Raw genomic sequence first — 18235 nt, forward strand, 5'->3', positions numbered from 1 at the left:
CTTTATTATTTTGTTGAATTTTTCTCGATAAAATCAGCTAATTTTTCTAATGTCTTTCCTTTTATGAAAACAACTCCGTCTTTAGTTAATCGATAACCTCCTTTTTCAGATTTCTCAATCTCAACATCACCTTCATAGCTGTCATCAAACTGAGATTTATTAGCTTCTTGTCCACCTTTCGTGTACCAAACTAATGTATCATCTTCCTTAATTCCTTCAAGTTTTTTATCATGAAAAGCTGTTAAAAATCCTGTTTCAGCCACAACTCTTACTCTTGCTCTATCTCCCTGGTTTTCAGTAAACATATAACCAAACAAAGCACCATTTCCTTCTTTATACAAAGAATAAACTCCAGACCCTATAAATGTTCCTACTCTATATTTATTCTTGTCAATTCTAACTATTCTATCTTTATACTTATCAATTTTATCATCTTTCTTAAGTTTTTTTAATTTATCTTTTAACTTAACGGTTTTCAAAAACCTTTCTTCTTCTAAATCATATAGCATCGTCTTTCCTAATTCCTCTGAATACATTACAACCTGTCCATTACCTCTAGGCTTGGTAACAACTCCATAATTTGTTAAATCTTCAACATAAGTAAATGCTTGAGGTAATTGAACTTTGTATTTAGTTTTTGTATTAATACTTAATATTTTGGTAGGAGATTTTTCTTTATTTAAAAATAAAATATATCCTTCATTGTTTAATACCTTTTTATAAATGCTAGCCTCTACAACTTCAATTCCTCTATCATTTATTGCGCCATAGTATCCATTTTTTTCATAAACAGCTACGCCATATTTATTAAATGGGTATAACATATCAAAATCAAAAGTAAAATCTTCTGCTTTTTCTTCCCACTCTTTCTTAAGAGCTTCAATTCTTTTTAACTCCTTTTCTTTTTCTAATTTTTCTTTTTTTATTTTTTCTTCCTTAGCTGTACTTTCAATGATTGCCTCATCAACAGTTACAGATACTTCTAACATTAATTTATAATCATCAGAAGATCTGTTTTTTGATATCTGAAAAAACTTATCTACATATTTTTTTGCTTGCTCGTACTCTTTAAGCTCAAGATAAACTAAGGCTCCTGTAAGTGCGTTATTAGCAGTATTAACTTCTCCTATTTTAGCAACACCTCTTTCAAAGTGAGTTTTAGCAAGAGGGAAATCTGCTGCCTCAAGTGCTCTTTCTGATTTTTTAAAATACACATCAGCCAACTCTCTTTTAGACTGTCCATATGTTAATATGGAACTAAAAAAAACGAATAATATAATTATTTTTTTCATAAACATAATTGATTTTAATACTTGGCAAATATATTTATTTTTTTTTACACTAAATATACTTATAATTGAGTATTTTTTAATTGGAGAACATTTTTAAAGTTCCTTTTTCGTCAAAAAAAAGTAAAACCACTTTTAATTGAGAATGATTTACTAAAAATTCTTTTGTTTTTTCTAAACCCATTGCCATAAACGCTGTAGCATAAGCATCTACATCAGCACAATCTACCTTACCATAAACAGTTGCACTTAACAAATTACTTTCAGTCGCAAAACCTGTTTTTGGATTTATCGTGTGTACATATTTTTGCCCATTTACACCAATTCTAAATTTACGATAGTTACCAGAACTTGCCATAGATTGATTATCTAACTCAATATACCTCGATACACTTCTTGTTCCGTCTGAGTTTGGGTCATCAATAGCTACTTTCCAGTTTTTATTTCTTTTACTTTTCCCTCTTGCTCTTATTTCCCCACCAATTTCAACCAAATAGTTTTCTATGTTTTTACTTTCTAAAAAGCGACCAACAACATCAATTCCATACCCTTTTGCTATTGAATTAAAATCTAAACAAGATGTTTTAAATTCTTTCTGAATTTTTCTTCCTTTTAAAATTACTTTATCTAAACCAACTTGCTGCATCAAATTATGTACCGCTAAAGAATCTAAATCTTTTTTCTCTCTTTTGTACCCAAATCCCCAGGCGTTTACCAAATTACAAACCGTAGGATCGAAATACCCATTGGTTTCTTTATAAATTCTTTTTGATTTTTGAAAAACTTCTAAAAACAAATCATCTATAACAACGGTTGAGTCTCCTTTATTAATTTTTGAAATATCAGAAGTAGGCATATAAGTTGATAACGATTTATTTACCAAATAAAACAAACTATCAATCGGTTTTTGATGATTTTTAGCATCTAAATAAGTTATATGGTAGGTTGTTCCGAACACCAAACCTTCTAACTTAGTTTCATTCAATTTGTTTTTTTGACCACAAGCTGTAAAAAAAATCACCACAAAACTTGTTATAAAAAGTACTTTTTTAATCATCATATAAATTTGCTCACAAAAATAAATGATTCTATCTTCATAAAAGATTGTTAATTATCTTTTTTGTAGCATCATTTTTATAACTTTGCTTTACATATTATATAATAATACACATTTTAAAAAATAATATCACAATGAAGAAAATATTTTTATTTCTTACAGCTTCACTTATCTTAGTTTCTTGTGCATCAACCAAAGAATTTGATGCTTTAAAAGCACAGCATAAAAAAACAAAGGAAGAATTATCAACAGTTAAAGCAAACTTAACAAAATGTTTAGTTGAAAAAGAAAGCTGTGATGATAAAGTAACTACACTACAAGCTTCTGTTAACGACTTAAAACAAGACAAACAAAACACGCTTCAACATGTAGAAAACTTAACTGTTTTAACTAAAGGCGCTAATGACAATATTAAAGAAACCTTAACTCAATTAAGTAAAAAAGACAAATATATTAACCGAATTAGAGCGGCAGCTTCTAAAAAAGATTCATTAAACTTAGTTGTTGCTTTTCATTTAAAGAAAGAATTACAACAAGGTATTGATGATGAAGACATCACCGTTAATGTTGAAAAAACAGTTGTTTTTATCTCTATTTCTGATAAACTATTATTTAAAAGCGGAAGTTATAACATCTCTGAAAAAGCTTCAAAAGTTTTAGCTAAAGTAGCTACAGTTGTAAACGGACAACCAGAAATGGATGTAATGATAGAAGGTCATACTGATGATACTCCTGTTGCCAAAGGATCTACCTTAAAAGATAACTGGGGACTAAGTGTTTTACGTGCAACGTCTATTGTTCGTGAATTACAAAACAAACACAAAGTAGCTCCTAGCAGATTAATTGCTGCAGGTAGAGGGAATTATGCTCCATTAGTTGCGAATGACACTCCTGCCAACAGAGCAAAAAACAGAAGAACAAAAATTATTATTCTACCTCGTTTAAATCAATTCTTTGAATTATTAGAACAAAAAGCAGAATAATCAAATTTGATATTTTATAAAAAAACGTGCTTTTAGCGCGTTTTTTTATTTCCTAAAAATTAAACTAACTAGCTATTTGTTAACCAAATAAATAGTTGTACATTTGCAGACCTTTTTTAAGGACAAAATTATATATTAATAAACAAAAACTAATCGTGTAATTATGAACACATTAAGTTACAAAACAGTATCAGCAAACAAAAACACTGTTAACAAAGAGTGGGTTTTAGTTGATGCGGACGGGCAAACGTTGGGTCGTCTAGCTTCTAAAATAGCAATGCTAATTAGAGGTAAGTACAAACCAAATTATACTCCTCACGTAGATTGTGGAGATAACGTGGTTGTTATCAACGCAGACAAAATTAACCTAACTGGTAAAAAATGGACTGACAAGTCTTATATCCGTCACACAGGATATCCAGGAGGTCAAAGATCATTAACTGCTACAGAAATGTTTGAGAAAGATCCTACAAGATTAATCGAAAAAGCAGTAAAAGGAATGTTACCTAAAAACAAATTAGGTAGTGCGTTATACAAAAACTTGTATGCATACGCAGGTACTGAGCACCAACAAACGGCTCAAAACCCAAAACTTATTAACCTTAACGATCTTAAATAATGGAAACTGTACACAAAATAGGTAGAAGAAAAACAGCTGTTGCACGTGTTTACGTTTCTCAAGGAAGTGGAAATATCACTGTTAACAAAAAAGATTTAAACAACTATTTAACAACACCTACTTTACAATATAAAGTAAAGCAACCTTTAATGTTAACTGAGAACTTAGAGTCTTATGACATTAAAGTAAATGTTTTTGGTGGTGGTGTTACTGGTCAAGCAGAAGCAATTCGTTTAGCAATTACTAGAGCATTAGTAGCTATTAACGAAGAGCACAAAGCAGTATTAAAACCAGAAGGTTTATTAACTCGTGACCCTAGAATGGTTGAACGTAAGAAATTCGGTCAGAAGAAAGCACGTAAGAAATTCCAGTTCTCTAAACGTTAATATTATCATTGCTTTACAAAAGCATTGGTTCTTTATTTTCGAAAAAAAGAGACTGTTATTTATATATTAATTTTTAACAGTTTAGTATCTAAATATTTCAGACTTAATAATAACTACTGAGATATTGTGAAAACAGAACGTAAACACATTTTATTAAAATGGCAAACATTCAAGAATTATTAGAAAGTGGAGTGCACTTCGGTCACTTAACTAGAAAATGGAATCCAAACATGGCTCCATACATTTATACAGAGCGTAATGGTGTTCACATCATCGATTTGTATAAAACATCAGCTAAAATTGATGAAGCTGCTTTAGCTTTACAAAAAATAGCTAACTCTGGACGTAAAATCTTATTCGTTGCAACTAAAAAACAAGCTAAAGATATCGTTGCAGAAAGAGCAGAAAACGTAAACATGCCTTACATTACTGAGCGTTGGCCAGGTGGTATGTTAACAAACTTTGTTACTATTCGTAAAGCTGTTAAAAAAATGGCTTCTATTGATAGAATGAAGTTAGATGGTTCTTTTGATGCATTATCAAAAAGAGAAAAATTACAAATCAACCGTCAGAGAGCTAAATTAGAAAAGAATTTAGGTTCTATTTCTGATATGACTCGTTTACCTGCTGCTTTATTTGTAATTGATGTAAAGAAAGAGCACATTGCTATTGCTGAAGCTCAGAAATTAAACATTCCAATTTTTGCAATGGTTGATACAAACTCTGATCCAAGACCAGTTGATTTTGTAATTCCAGCAAATGACGATGCTTCTAAATCAATCGATAAAGTATTATCTTATATTACTGATGCTATTAACGAAGGCTTAACCGAAAGAAAAGCTGACAAAGAAAAAGCAAAAGTAGAAAAAGCACCTGCTAAAGCTGAAACACCAGCAAAAGAAGAGGCTAAATAAATTTAATTTAAAGGTTTCATTAATTTGAAACCTTTAAGTTTTTTACAAAAAAATATTCAATTAAAAAATAACAATAGAGATGTCAGTAAAAATTAGCGCTGCAGACGTAAAAAAATTAAGAGAAAGTACCGGAGCTGGTATGATGGATTGTAAAAATGCATTAGTAGAAGCAGAAGGAAACTTTGATAAAGCTGTTGAAGTTTTACGTAAAAAAGGACAAAAAATCGCTGCTAAAAGAGCCGATAGAGAGTCTACTGAAGGTGTAGCTATTACTAAAATTAGTGATGACAACACTTACGGTGTTGCTATTGTATTAGCATGTGAAACAGATTTCGTATCTAAAAACGATTCTTTTAAAGAATTAGCTGCTCAATTTGTTGCTATTGCTTTTAACACTAAAACTAAAGAAGAATTTTTAGCTGCTGATTTCGGTGGTGTAACAGTTGCTGAGAAGTTAATCGAACAAACAGGAGTTATCGGTGAAAAAATCGACATTACTTCTTACGAAAGACTTGAAGCGCCATATGTAGGTTCTTATACTCACGTTGGTAAAATTGCCGCTATGGTTGGTTTAACTGCTGCTATAGATAATGCTGCTGAATTAACAAAAGATTTAGCTATGCAAGCTGCTTCAATGGGAGCAACTTCTTTATCTTACAAAGGTTTTGACCCTGCTTATGTAGAGGCTGAAACTGAAGCAAGAATTGCTGCTATCGTAAAAGATAACGAAGAATTAGTTCGTTTAGGTAAAACGTTAAAAAACGTACCTCAATTTGTATCTAGATTACAATTAACTGACGATGCTATAGCAAAAGCTGAAGAAGCTGCTAAAGAGCAATTAAAAGCTGAAGGTAAACCAGAACAAATTTGGGATAAAATCTTACCAGGTAAAATGGAAAGATTTATTTCAGACAACACAACTTTAGATCAAGAACAATGTTTATTAGATCAAAAGTTTATTAAAGACGAAAAGAAAACTGTTGCAGAATATGTTTCTTCTTTTGGTAACGTAGAAGTTAAAAACTTTGTAAGAGTTACTTTAGGATAATTCTTAACATTATATAATAATTAAAACCATCCAATTTTTTGGATGGTTTTTTTATTTTATCAAAAATTTAACTCAAAAAAATTACGTAGTTTTGCATAACTTTTCAACAAAACTATGCAATACAAAAGAATCCTTTTAAAATTAAGCGGCGAAGCATTAATGGGCGATCGTCAATACGGTATAGACCCTAAAAGACTTAAAGAATACGCTCAAGAAATAAAAGAAGTAACTGATAAAAATATTCAAGTTGCAATTGTTATCGGAGGTGGTAATATTTTTAGAGGAGTTGCTGGAGCAAGCAACGGTATGGATCGTGTACAAGGAGATCACATGGGCATGTTAGCAACCTGTATAAATGGTTTAGCTTTACAAAGTGCTCTAGAAGACGAAGGTATTCACACACGTTTACAAACTGCCATTGAAATTAAAGAAATTGCCGAACCTTATATTAAAAGACGTGCCAATCGTCATTTAGAAAAAGGTAGAGTTGTTATTTTTGGAGGTGGAACAGGAAATCCTTACTTTACTACTGATACTGCTGCAGTTTTAAGAGCTATTGAAATTAATGCAGATGCTATTTTAAAAGGTACTAGAGTAGACGGAATTTACAATGTAGATCCTGAAAAGGACAAAAATGCCATAAAATACGACAACATCACTTTTAAAGATGTAATTACAAAAGGCTTAAAAGTAATGGACATGACTGCTTTTACTTTAAGTGAAGAAAACGAATTACCTATTATTGTTTTTGATATGAATAAAGAAGGAAACTTACTAAAATTAGTTTCTGGCGAAAAAATTGGAACAATAGTTGACAATAAATAAATTTAGAAAACCTTTTACATTTTAAAAGGACAATAAATACGAACAAAATGAACGAAGAAATTGATTTTATTTTAGATTCGGCAAAAGAATCAATGAACAATGCTATAGAGCATTTAATAAAAGAATTACGTACTATTAGAGCTGGTAAAGCATCGCCTGCAATGTTAGCAAATGTTCAGGTAGATTATTATGGTTCTGCCACTCCTTTAGGTCAGGTAGCAAACGTAAGTACTCCAGATGCTAGAACAATTACCATTCAGCCTTGGGAAAAAAACATGCTTCATGAAATTGAAAAAGCAATTATGATTGCCAATTTAGGCTTTAACCCGATGAACAATGGTGACAACATTATTATCAACGTACCCGCTTTAACCGAAGAGCGTCGTAAAGATTTAGCAAAACAAGCAAAAGCAGAAGGAGAGCACGCAAAAGTGGGGATAAGAAACGCTCGTAAAGATGCTAATAATGAAATTAAAAAAACTGACATTTCGGATGATTTAAAGAAAAATGCCGAAGCTGATGTACAAAACTTAACAGATACATTTAGTAAAACTATCGACGAAAAAGTATCCGTAAAGGAAAAAGAAATTATGACTGTTTAATTTCTTTTACAAACGAAAAAAAGAGTGTTTTTTAAGACACTCTTTTTTTTCGTTTAATTGTTTCATTTACCATAACTTTGTAAAAAAAATTTGAATGACTTTTTGGACTAAAATCGCAGGATTTATTTTAAGAAACCGATACTTGGTTTTAATTGCTATAGCTGTAATTACAGGGCTGTTAGTTACTCAAATGAAATACATGCGCTTCTCATATACAGAAGCTAATTTGCTTCCTGAAGATCATGAAGCAAACATACAATACAATAACTTTTTAGATATTTTTGGTGAAGAAGGTAACTTAGTTATCTTAGGTGTAAAGGATTCTACTATTTTTACTCCTGCCAAATTTAATGCTTGGAACAAATTAGTAAAAGAATTAGATAGCGTAAAGCAAGTAGATTTTACACTTTCTATTGCTGATGTAAAACAATTAAAGGCGGACAGAACAAAAAGAAAGTTTGTTTTAGAACCTTTATTTAAAAAAGATCCTACTACAAATGAGGAAGTAAATAGAATAAAAAAACAACTATTTGAAAAACTTCCCTTTTACGACAATTTACTTTATAACGATCAAGGAACTTTACAAACGGCAATTTATATAGATAAAGAAATTGTAAATACTCCTGCTCGTAGAGATTTTATTGCAGATATTTTAATCCCTATAGTTGATAAATTTGAAAAAGAGCATCAAATTGATGTTAGAATTTCGGGAATGCCATATATAAGAACAATTAACTCTCAAAACATTATTGATGAGATGAGTCTTTTTGTTTTAGGAGCTTTAGGAATTACCGCAGTAATATTCTTCTTCTTTTTTCGTTCATTTAGAGCCACTTTTATCACCTTATTAGTTGTAGGTATTGGAGTAATTTGGGCATTTGGCTTTATAGGATTATTTAGGTATGAAATAACAGTTTTATCAGCTTTAATTCCACCTTTAATTATTGTAATAGGAGTACCAAACGCAGTATTCCTTATCAATAAATATCAACAAGAAATAAAAAAACACGGTAATCAAGCAAAATCACTACAACGTGTAATTTCTAAAATTGGTAATGCAACATTAATGACAAACATTACAACTGCTTCAGGTTTTGCAACCTTTGTTTTTGTAAAAAGTCAATTATTAAGAGAATTTGGGGTTTTAGCATCAGTAAATATTGTAAGTATATTTATTCTTGCTTTATTAATTATTCCGATTATATATAGTTTTATGCCACTTCCAGAAAAAAAGCATTTAAATCACTTAGAGAAAAAGTGGATGAGCAATGTTGTTTCTTGGATGGAACAAATGGTAAAAAAACAACGTATTACGGTGTACATAACAACCGTTGTTGTTATTATTTTAAGTATGATTGGTTTGTTTCAAATTCGTGTTTCTGGTAGTTTAATTGAAGACATGCCTAAAGGAATGCAATTTTATAAAGACATTAAGTTTTTTGAAACAGAATTTGGCGGAATTATGCCTTTAGAAATTTTAATTGACACTAAAAGAGAAAAAGGTGTTATGAAGCTTTCTACTTTAAAAAAGATGGAAAAGCTAAATGAAACAATTGAAACTTTTCCTGAATTATCTAAACCAATTTCTATAACAAATTTAGTTAAATACTCTAAGCAAGCTTATTACAAAGGAAATCCCAAATATTATCAATTACCTACAAGTCAAGAAAAAGCCCACATTTTTGCTTTTACAAAAAACTCTGACAGTAATGCTGGTATGTTAAATAATTTTGTAGATAGTACAGGCCGTTACGCGCGTATTACTACTTTTATGAAAGATGTTGGTACTGATAAAATGAATATTATTCAAGAGCGATTAAATGCCGTTATCAAAAAACAATTTCCTGGTGAAAAATTTAATGTTTCAATGACAGGAAAAGCATTGGTTTTTTTAAAAGGAACTAATTACTTAATTAAAAATTTAGTTATTTCCTTATCGCTAGCTATTTTATTGATTTCAATTTTTATGGCGTGGATGTTCCGATCTTATAAAATGATTTTTATATCGTTAATTCCAAACATGTTACCTTTATTAATAACAGCAGGATTAATGGGCTTTTTTAGCATCCCAATAAAACCATCTACTATTTTAGTATTTAGTATTGCTTTTGGTATTTCGGTAGATGACACCATTCACTTTTTAGCTAAATATAGACAAGAATTATTAGCCAATAACTGGAAAATTAAACCCGCAGTATACTCTGCCCTTAAAGAAACAGGCGTAAGTATGTTTTATACTTCTATTGTATTATTTTTCGGGTTTTTGGTTTTTACCATTTCTAGTTTTGGTGGTACCATTGCCTTAGGTGGTTTAGTTTCTGTAACGCTATTATTAGCTATGGTATCTAACTTACTTTTGTTACCATCGCTTTTATTATCTTTTGAAAAGAAAATAGCTAACAAAAAAGTATTAAAAGAAACAAAATTTAAAATCTTACCTCCTAAAGAGGATAAATAATTGTATTTATCCTTTTAAATACAATTATTAGCACAAAAAAAAGAGTTAGCAAACGCTAACTCTTTTTGTTCCTTTTTCATATACTTTAGCATAGTTCTTTTTCATAACTATTATTTTTTAAAAACATACTAGGTTATTTAAAGTATATTTTTATTTTTATCCCTTAAAGTACACCACAAATGTACTTTGAATTTAAACTTTATACAACTGCGTCTTTTCGCAGGTTTTATTATTTTGCATTTATGGAACTAAAAAGCATTGGGAAATATACTAAAGAAAGAGTTTCTGACACGCCTATAAATAAAGAAACAGCGTCTTATATTTTTTATAAGAAAACAATTCCGAAATTTGTTGGCGAAGCATTATACATCTATTCTTTTAAAGAGAATAAAATGTTGTATGCACATGGTTGGCAAGAACTTTTGGGGTATAAGGATGACGAAATAACAATGCTTAAAATAGTAAGTTGCACTTCGCCAAGGCATTTTCAATTTTCTAACGAGTTAAATGACAAAGCGCTTCGTTTTTTAAATACAAAAACAACAGATTTAGAAAAATACAGTTTTACCTTAGAGTTAGAAAAAATTAATAAAGAAGGTGCAGTAGTTCCCTTATTTTCTAGAGTAGGTGTTTTTAAATCATCGGACGGAAAGGTTGAAGAAATTATCGGAGTGTCTCAAGTAATAAAATCGCTTAAGCACAGCAACATAATGCAATATGCTGCTTACGGACCTGACTCTTCTGATTTTGAAGAAACATTAAATAAAGAATTATTTAATCATTTTGCCATTTCTAGAAAAGAAAAAGAGGCACTTAGTATGGCTGCCAAGGGCTTAGCGTTTAAAGAAATTGCTAGCGAATTAAATGTTAGTCAATCGGCAATAGAAAAACGCATTATTCCTTTATACAAAAGATTTAATGTAAAAAGTTTACCACATTTAATCAGTTTTGCGCATACCAATCACATTCTCTAATTTTATTTAATGCAATAAATTAATTTGTTTAATCTTGTGTTTAGGCACTCCTATTTCTAGTAACATTTTTGTCCATTCGTTTTGATTATCTAAAATAGCTTCATTTCCTAAAATCCAAATAATATTTTTATTTGCTATGATTTTATAATTTTCACTTTTCCTATCACCTGTTTCAGTTGGATCTAAAAATTTTAGAATATTTTGGGGATTTATCAACTCTTCGGTTATCGGTTTCCCAGGGTTTACATCATCAATTACTAAATAATCACTTTCTTTCCAAGACCAAATTTTATGAATACTTAATTTAGTATTTTCTTCAATAAAGAAAAAACTAAATAATTTCATCGCACTTGTATATAAGCATACTTTGTGTTTTATAGATAATTCGTTTAAAACTCCTACTCCTAAACTTGTCTTTCCACAAAGTTGAGATCCAAAAATTAATAAATGATTTCCAGAATCATTTGCATTGATAAAATTAAAAATGGCCTGCTTTTCATTTTCATTTATTTTAAAATTCCATTGACTTAATCGAAATTGAAAAGGATAATTTGCATAGTGCTGGTACATTTTTGTTAAATACCAATAACTTGACGCCCTAAGCAAATAAAGAAACAAAATAACTACCACAAAAATAGTTACTGTATCATGTAATCCGTTTATATAAAAACTATACAAAAAAGCTCCGAAAGCAAAAAAAGCTACATCCGTAATTGTATCGTATGCAATATTTAACCATTGAGGATTAAATATGTACTTTTCTTTTTTAGGAATAAAAAATCGATTATTTATTGATGTTTTTTTGGTTAATAAAGGGCCTAAAAAATTATACAATTCAAAAAAAAACCAAAACAAGGTTATAATAATACTTGCATAAATAGGGTTTTTATAAGGTGTTAAATGCTTAATATTATCATGTAAAATAAAAGAAGGTACAAAACCTAAAGCTACATGGCCAAATTGATTTGCTAACCAAGAATAGGTTAATGTTACGCCTCGGTGAGAATCCTTACCTATTAAATCTTTTTTAAATTGATTTAAAATTGTTTTTCTTTTAATCTTACTCATTTTTATAAAAATCTGATTACAAAAATAATCTTCTTTAAAAAAATTCTAACTAAAATCAATTATAATCTACATTGATTGTTTTATTACAAAAAAGTATCTTTGCCTCTCAATTTTTAAAAGATGAAAAGAAGTAGCGTTAAAGAATTATTAAATTCTGATAAATTTTTACAAGAAGTACACGTAAAAGGATGGGTAAGAACTTTTAGAAGCAATCGTTTTATTGCTTTAAATGATGGTTCAACCATTAATAATATTCAATGTGTTGTAGATTTTGAAAATACGAATGAAGAACTTTTAAAAAGAATAACTACCAGTGCCGCTGTTAGTATTACAGGAATTTTAGAAGAAAGTCAAGGTAAAGGTCAATCTGTTGAAATTAAAGTTAGTAAATTAGAAATTTTAGGTGACTCTAATCCTGATGAATATCCAATTCAACCTAAAAAACATAGTTTAGAGTTTTTAAGAGAAAATGCACATTTACGTATTAGAACCAATACATTTAGCGCAGTAATGCGAGTTCGTTCAGCATTATCATTTGCGGTACATAAATATTTTCAAGAAAACGGATTTAATTATGTTAACACACCAATAATTACCGGTTCTGACGCCGAAGGTGCAGGAGAAATGTTTCATGTAACAAATTTTGAAACAAATAAAGCGCCATTAAACGAAGAAGGAACTATTGATTATACACAAGATTTTTTTGGTAAAGAAACCAACTTAACGGTTTCTGGTCAATTAGAAGCCGAAACTTATGCCATGGCATTAGGTAAAGTATATACTTTTGGCCCTACTTTTAGAGCTGAAAACTCTAACACAACACGTCATTTAGCTGAATTTTGGATGATTGAACCTGAGGTGGCTTTTATGGATTTAGATGGTAATATGGACTTATCTGAAGACTTTATTAAATCGGTTTTAGGATATGTTTTAGAAAATTGTAAAGATGATTTAGCCTTTTTAGATAACCGTTTAACGCAAGAAGAAAAAAGCAAACCTCAAGCACAACGTAGCGATATGAGTTTGTTAGAAAAATTAAATTTCGTTGTAGAAAATAATTTTAAACGTGTTTCTTATACTGAAGCTTTTGATATTTTACGCAACTGTAAACCAAATAAGAAAAAGAAATTTCAATTTCCAATTAACGAATGGGGTGTAGATTTACAATCAGAACACGAACGTTATTTAGTTGAAAAACACTTTAAATGTCCTGTTATTTTATTTGATTATCCAGCAGATATTAAAGCATTTTATATGCGTTTAAACGACGATGGAAAAACTGTACGCGCTATGGATGTTCTTTTTCCTGGTATTGGAGAAATTGTTGGAGGTGCTCAACGTGAAGAACGTTTAGATGTTTTAAAAGAAAAAATGGCAGCTTTAAATATTGAAGAAGAAGAATTATGGTGGTATTTAGATACTCGTAAATTTGGTACAGCTGTACATTCTGGCTTCGGATTAGGATTTGAGCGCTTGGTTTTATTTACTACCGGAATGAGTAACATTCGTGATGTAATTCCTTTTCCAAGAACACCACAAAACGCAGAGTTTTAAAAAAATCATAAAACTTACATATACAATCGTCATTCCTCACAGAATGACGATTTCTTTTTATCCTATTTCTTATATTTGTAAGTATGCTAAAACAAGGATTACATTATAAATTACTTCAAAAACTATCTCCTCAACAAATTCAGTTGATGAAATTAATTCAATTGCCTACCCAAGCTTTTGAAGAGCGATTAAAGCAAGAAATTGAAGAAAATCCTGCTTTAGATACTGGTAAAGAAGAGCCTGAAAATTTTGAAGATACCTTAACAAATGCGGAAGATTTTGATGAAGGAAACGAAAAAATTGATACTGAAGACATCAATATTGATGAATATTTAAGTGATGATGAATACCCGAGTTATAAAACTCAGGCAAATAATTATTCAGCAGATGATGAAGATAAACAAGTACCTTATGCAGCAGGAACAACTTTTCATCAATCTTTAAAAAATCAATTAAATACTTTTAGAATTGAAGAAGAAGAACGTGCTATTGCCGAATTTTTAGTTGGTAGTATTGATGATAGCGGATACATTCGTAGAGAAATTATCGATTTAGTTGATGATTTAGCTTTTACTCAAAATGTATTTACATCTGAAGAAAAAGTAAGCAATGTTTTAACCAACGTGGTTCAAAAGTTAGATCCTGTTGGTGTTGGTGCACGCGATTTAAAAGAGTGTTTAATTATTCAGTTAAAATCTAAATCGGTAAAAGAAACTAGAATTTTAGCTATTGATATTCTTGAAAATGCTTTTGATCATTTTGTAAAGAAGCACTATAAAAAACTGCTAGAAAAATTTAATATTAACGAAGAACAGTTAAAAGAAATAATTGCCGAAATAGGACGCTTAAATCCGAAACCTGGTAGTTCTTACGCTGGCAACAATAAAATTGCAGAACAAATTGTTCCAGATTTTTCGATACAAATTATTGACGGAGTTTTAGAACTTACCTTAAACTCAAGAAACGCTCCCGAATTGCATGTTTCTCGCGAATACAACAACATGCTAAAAGGTTATAGTGATGCTAAAAATAAAAGCAAAAGTCAAAAAGACGCGGTAATGTTCATCAAACAAAAATTAGATGCCGCAAAATGGTTTATTGATGCCATAAAACAACGTCAACAAACATTATTAGTTACTATGAACGCGATAATGCATCGACAAGAAGCATATTTTTTAACAGGTGATGAGCGTAAACTAAAACCCATGATTTTAAAGGATATTGCTGATGAAATTCAGATGGATGTTTCAACCGTTTCTAGAGTTGCGAATAGCAAATATGTAACGACACCTTACGGAACAAAATTGATTAAAGTGTTTTTCTCAGAATCGATGAAAAATGATCAAGGTGAAGACGTTTCAACTCGTGAAATTAAAAAAATTCTTGAAACTGTTATTCAAGAAGAAGATAAAAGAAAGCCGTTAACGGATGAAAAATTATCGAAAATATTGAAAGAAAAAGGCTATCCTATCGCTAGGAGAACGGTTGCCAAATATCGCGAGCAATTAGATATTTCGGTAGCAAGATTACGTAAAGAAATATAATGCGCTGGCACAAGTTTATATCAACCGTTTTACATCCAATTGTTATACCAACAATTGGCATAATTCTTTACTTTATCTTTACGCCAATTAACTTAAGTCGTCATCAGCAATACACAATATTAGGTATTGTGTTTGTTACAACTTATGTAATACCACTACTTTTGTTAATCATTTTAAAATCTTTAGGATATATAAAATCGTTTCAAGTACACGGAATAAATGAACGTAAAGTTCCTATTTTTTTAATGATGACATTACATTTTATGTTAGGTAATTTTTTTACAAAAACTGCCATTATTAAAGATTTAAGTTTTTTGTTTTTTGGGGTAGTTTTTGGCTTGGGAATTGTTTATATGCTTTTTATTACAAAAATAAAAACTAGTTTACATTTATTATCAATGGGGGCAACATTAGGTTATTTTTTACTTTTTAACCAATTATACAACGTAAATGTTTTACCATTAATTTTAATCTTAGTTTCATTGTCAGGCTTATTAGCAAGCTCTAGATTACATTTAAAAGCTCACACTTACAACGAAGTTTATCTTGGTTTTTTTATCGGTCTTTTAAGTCCTTTTTTGGCTTATTTTATATTATAGTAGATAAAAACTTAATCCGAATCTAATTACGTTTGTATTAATATCATCTCCATTTAAAGCTGCACTTTTAAATACAGGAGTTAAGCCGTAATATAAATGAAAATTAAAAGTTCCGTAACCCGCAGAAATAATAAATCCTGTTTGAAATTTATTATATGCTGATAAGTTTGATATTGAAATTTGAGTGCCAGCATCGGTATACTTAAAAGTATGATTAAAATTATAACTTAACTTAATACCTGTATAAACTCTCCAAAACGAATACGTATTTACTGCTGAAGTTCGCCATCTAAATTGAATTGGCATTTCAATATTATGTATTTTTAATTTATTAGAGCTAAGAGAATTCCCTATTTCAAAACTATTCGGATTTCCTTTTATTACTTTTAAATTATGATTAAAAGAATCAAAACCATAACCTAAACCAATGCCTAGAGCTACTCTACCGCTTTTAGCTAACGGAACATCTTTTATATATCCGCCAGAAAATCCGAAGGAAAAACCACTTTTATTAAGCTCTTTTGGTTGTTTATCAAAAATATTATATGATACATTTATATATAACTGATCTTCCCAATATACATCTCCAACTTGTAAAGAATCTCTTTGAGCATAGATTGTTATACTTATAAAAAACAAAAATAGACTTATACTTTTTTTCATAATACTTAATAACGTATAAATATAGTTTTTTTATATAAAAAAAGAGCAATCGTACGATTGCTCTTTTACTTATTTATTTAAAAAGTAATTACTTTTTAATATCGCTTGCTTTATGTGTAGATAAACTTAATTTAAGAGCGTTTACATCTCTTAATTTTTCACGAATATCGGCTAATGTACCAACACTCGATTCTTTATCTGCTTTAATAGAAGTAGTCATAAACGGAACTTCTGCTTCAGAAACATTACCTCTTTCTATAAAAATAAAAGAAGGTACATCCTCTGGTGTTGCAATTTTATCGTTTAACTGAATTCTATTATAACTTGTTCCAAATTTAGCATCTTTAGCTTTACCAACGTAAATTGTACTTACTAAACTTTTACGTTCTAATTTCTTTACTTCACTTGCACTAGGTAAACGAGGAGCTTCGATTGATAAATCGTTTTCTCTCATTACTGTAGTAACCATGAAGAAAAATAATAACATAAAAACAATATCAGGTAGTGAAGAAGTATTCACTGCTGGCATCTCTTTTTTCTTCTTTTTAAATTTAGACATACTTAAATTGTTTTAATACTATTTATTGAACATTCGTTGGATCTGTATCAGATATAATTTGAGGGTAACTACTCTTAATATCTTCAACTTTCTTTCTTAATGCTTCATCTTTTCTTGCACTTGCTTTAAAAGCTTTATCTAATTCTGTAAAGCTCATACCATATTTCTCTTGGCATAATCTGTTACGTAATTCTGAATAAGCTTTTAATAATTCATTTTGTACAGATACATACATTCCAAACTCGGTACCTCTATCACTTTCTACAGAGATAATTGCTTTATTTGGATGATCTGATGAATTAGGATTTTTTTCTCCTTTACAATAGTTACAAGACGCTCCTGCATCTTTTCCTGGCATTGGGTTACCAATACCACCACCATTATCTATAAATTTAATAGCCGCATCTTTTAAGTCTTTTAACTCCATACCCTCTTCTTCTACGAACAATTGGTTATTTCTGTTAATACTAACTTGAAAAATGTTTTTCTCTTTTACAATAGGTGGTTTAACATCTGTTTTTTCAGCTAACTTTTTAGGGATACCTGAATCTACATCCATTGTTGTTGTTACAAGGAAAAAGATAAGTAGCAAGAATGCAATATCTGCCATCGAACCTGCATTAATTTCTGGGTTTTCTCTTCTTGCCATAATAACTTACGATTTAACGATTCCTTTTAATAAATCTACTACAAAGAATGCTCCTGCAACAGCACCTAAAGTCATACTAAAGCTGATTCCAGTTCCTACCCATTTAGATATACTTCCTTCTCCAACTAATTCTGATCCATCTGCCCCCATTACTTGTCCGTTAGAAGACAACATGTAACATACAGCAAAAATTACACCTAAAGCTACAACGCCTAAAACTGTTTTCTTTAAAGCTGCTGGATTTTTAAACATACTTAATAGTGAAATCACTACAGCAACAACTACTATTCCTATTAATAAATAATATGAATAAGTAACTAATGGAGAAACAGCATCAGAAACCGCTTCTAGGTTTTCTTTATCTATTCTTACAACGTTTACAAACAACGCAGCACCTATAAGTGATATTGCAGCTGTAAGTAATGTTAATATTTTATTATTCAT

Annotated in this window: 19 protein-coding genes; 12 read left to right on the top strand and 7 right to left on the bottom strand. The window is 30.0% G+C overall.

What is annotated here, in order from left to right:
• Positions 1-5: 5 nt before the first annotated feature.
• Positions 6-1292: a hypothetical protein gene (locus ACN5J5_RS03735; protein ID WP_418645969.1), complete on the bottom strand. Its 1287-nt coding sequence runs from the start codon at positions 1290-1292 to the stop codon at positions 6-8.
• 76 nt (positions 1293-1368) lie between these two features.
• Complete coding sequence (locus ACN5J5_RS03740) at positions 1369-2346, bottom strand: FAD:protein FMN transferase (RefSeq protein ID WP_418645970.1); 978 nt, start codon at positions 2344-2346, stop codon at positions 1369-1371.
• 134 nt (positions 2347-2480) lie between these two features.
• Between ACN5J5_RS03740 and ACN5J5_RS03745 the strand changes: the two genes are divergently transcribed.
• From ACN5J5_RS03745 to ACN5J5_RS03785, 9 genes are all read left to right on the top strand, one after another.
• Positions 2481-3329 carry an OmpA/MotB family protein gene (locus tag ACN5J5_RS03745; protein WP_418645971.1) on the top strand — a complete coding sequence of 283 codons (849 nt, stop codon included), beginning with the start codon at positions 2481-2483 and terminating at the stop codon, positions 3327-3329.
• A 163-nt stretch (positions 3330-3492) separates the two neighbouring features.
• On the top strand, positions 3493-3948 hold the full coding sequence (rplM, locus tag ACN5J5_RS03750) for a 50S ribosomal protein L13 (RefSeq protein ID WP_418645972.1): 456 nt from the start codon (positions 3493-3495) through the stop codon (positions 3946-3948).
• Positions 3948-4334, top strand: a complete 387-nt coding sequence (gene rpsI / locus ACN5J5_RS03755; RefSeq protein WP_418645973.1) for a 30S ribosomal protein S9 — start codon at positions 3948-3950, stop codon at positions 4332-4334. Before rplM ends, rpsI begins: the two co-directional genes overlap by 1 nt.
• A gap of 158 nt (positions 4335-4492) precedes the next feature.
• On the top strand, positions 4493-5248 hold the full coding sequence (gene rpsB, locus ACN5J5_RS03760; protein ID WP_418645974.1) for a 30S ribosomal protein S2: 756 nt from the start codon (positions 4493-4495) through the stop codon (positions 5246-5248).
• 79 nt (positions 5249-5327) lie between these two features.
• The gene (gene tsf / locus ACN5J5_RS03765) at positions 5328-6296 is read left to right on the top strand and encodes a translation elongation factor Ts (RefSeq protein WP_418645975.1); all 969 of its coding nucleotides are present in this window, start codon (positions 5328-5330) and stop codon (positions 6294-6296) included.
• A 114-nt stretch (positions 6297-6410) separates the two neighbouring features.
• Entirely contained in the window at positions 6411-7121 is a 711-nt protein-coding gene (gene pyrH / locus ACN5J5_RS03770; RefSeq protein ID WP_418645976.1) for a UMP kinase, read from the top strand.
• Positions 7122-7168: 47 nt separating this feature from the next.
• Positions 7169-7723, top strand: coding sequence for a ribosome recycling factor (frr, locus tag ACN5J5_RS03775; RefSeq protein ID WP_418645977.1), 555 nt, complete (start codon positions 7169-7171; stop codon positions 7721-7723).
• A gap of 94 nt (positions 7724-7817) precedes the next feature.
• Positions 7818-10181 carry an efflux RND transporter permease subunit gene (locus ACN5J5_RS03780; protein WP_418645978.1) on the top strand — a complete coding sequence of 788 codons (2364 nt, stop codon included), beginning with the start codon at positions 7818-7820 and terminating at the stop codon, positions 10179-10181.
• Positions 10182-10423: 242 nt separating this feature from the next.
• Positions 10424-11155, top strand: a complete 732-nt coding sequence (locus ACN5J5_RS03785; protein ID WP_418645979.1) for a helix-turn-helix transcriptional regulator — start codon at positions 10424-10426, stop codon at positions 11153-11155.
• Positions 11156-11161: 6 nt separating this feature from the next.
• Here the strand turns inward: ACN5J5_RS03785 and ACN5J5_RS03790 are convergent, their stop codons facing one another.
• Entirely contained in the window at positions 11162-12223 is a 1062-nt protein-coding gene (locus tag ACN5J5_RS03790; protein ID WP_418645980.1) for a hypothetical protein, read from the bottom strand.
• A 120-nt stretch (positions 12224-12343) separates the two neighbouring features.
• Here ACN5J5_RS03790 and asnS point away from each other — a divergent pair, with 120 nt between their 5' ends.
• The 3 genes from asnS (at position 12344) to ACN5J5_RS03805 (ending at position 15920) form a co-directional block, all read left to right on the top strand.
• Entirely contained in the window at positions 12344-13777 is a 1434-nt protein-coding gene (asnS, locus tag ACN5J5_RS03795) for an asparagine--tRNA ligase (RefSeq protein ID WP_418645981.1), read from the top strand.
• 83 nt (positions 13778-13860) lie between these two features.
• The gene (rpoN, locus tag ACN5J5_RS03800; RefSeq protein ID WP_418645982.1) at positions 13861-15321 is read left to right on the top strand and encodes an RNA polymerase factor sigma-54; all 1461 of its coding nucleotides are present in this window, start codon (positions 13861-13863) and stop codon (positions 15319-15321) included.
• A complete protein-coding gene (locus ACN5J5_RS03805) occupies positions 15321-15920 on the top strand; it encodes a hypothetical protein (RefSeq protein ID WP_418645983.1) in 600 nt (199 codons plus the stop codon). The genes rpoN and ACN5J5_RS03805 overlap by 1 nt, the downstream gene beginning before the upstream one ends.
• On the opposite strand, the gene ACN5J5_RS03810 is transcribed toward ACN5J5_RS03805, so the two are convergent.
• The 4 genes from ACN5J5_RS03810 to ACN5J5_RS03825 all read right to left on the bottom strand — a co-directional run bounded on the left by ACN5J5_RS03810 (position 15915) and on the right by ACN5J5_RS03825 (position 18235).
• The gene (locus ACN5J5_RS03810) at positions 15915-16583 is read right to left on the bottom strand and encodes a porin family protein (RefSeq protein WP_418645984.1); all 669 of its coding nucleotides are present in this window, start codon (positions 16581-16583) and stop codon (positions 15915-15917) included. The two genes, ACN5J5_RS03805 and ACN5J5_RS03810, sit on opposite strands and share 6 nt — an antisense overlap.
• A gap of 88 nt (positions 16584-16671) precedes the next feature.
• Positions 16672-17142, bottom strand: a complete 471-nt coding sequence (locus tag ACN5J5_RS03815) for an ExbD/TolR family protein (RefSeq protein ID WP_418645985.1) — start codon at positions 17140-17142, stop codon at positions 16672-16674.
• A 22-nt stretch (positions 17143-17164) separates the two neighbouring features.
• Positions 17165-17791 (bottom strand): ExbD/TolR family protein, encoded by a 627-nt coding sequence (locus tag ACN5J5_RS03820; protein WP_418645986.1) that lies wholly within the window; start codon positions 17789-17791, stop codon positions 17165-17167.
• 6 nt (positions 17792-17797) lie between these two features.
• The gene (locus tag ACN5J5_RS03825) at positions 17798-18235 is read right to left on the bottom strand and encodes a hypothetical protein (RefSeq protein ID WP_418645987.1); all 438 of its coding nucleotides are present in this window, start codon (positions 18233-18235) and stop codon (positions 17798-17800) included.

This window comes from Tenacibaculum insulae, assembly GCF_964512435.1.
Lineage (GTDB): Bacteria > Bacteroidota > Bacteroidia > Flavobacteriales > Flavobacteriaceae > Polaribacter > Polaribacter insulae_A.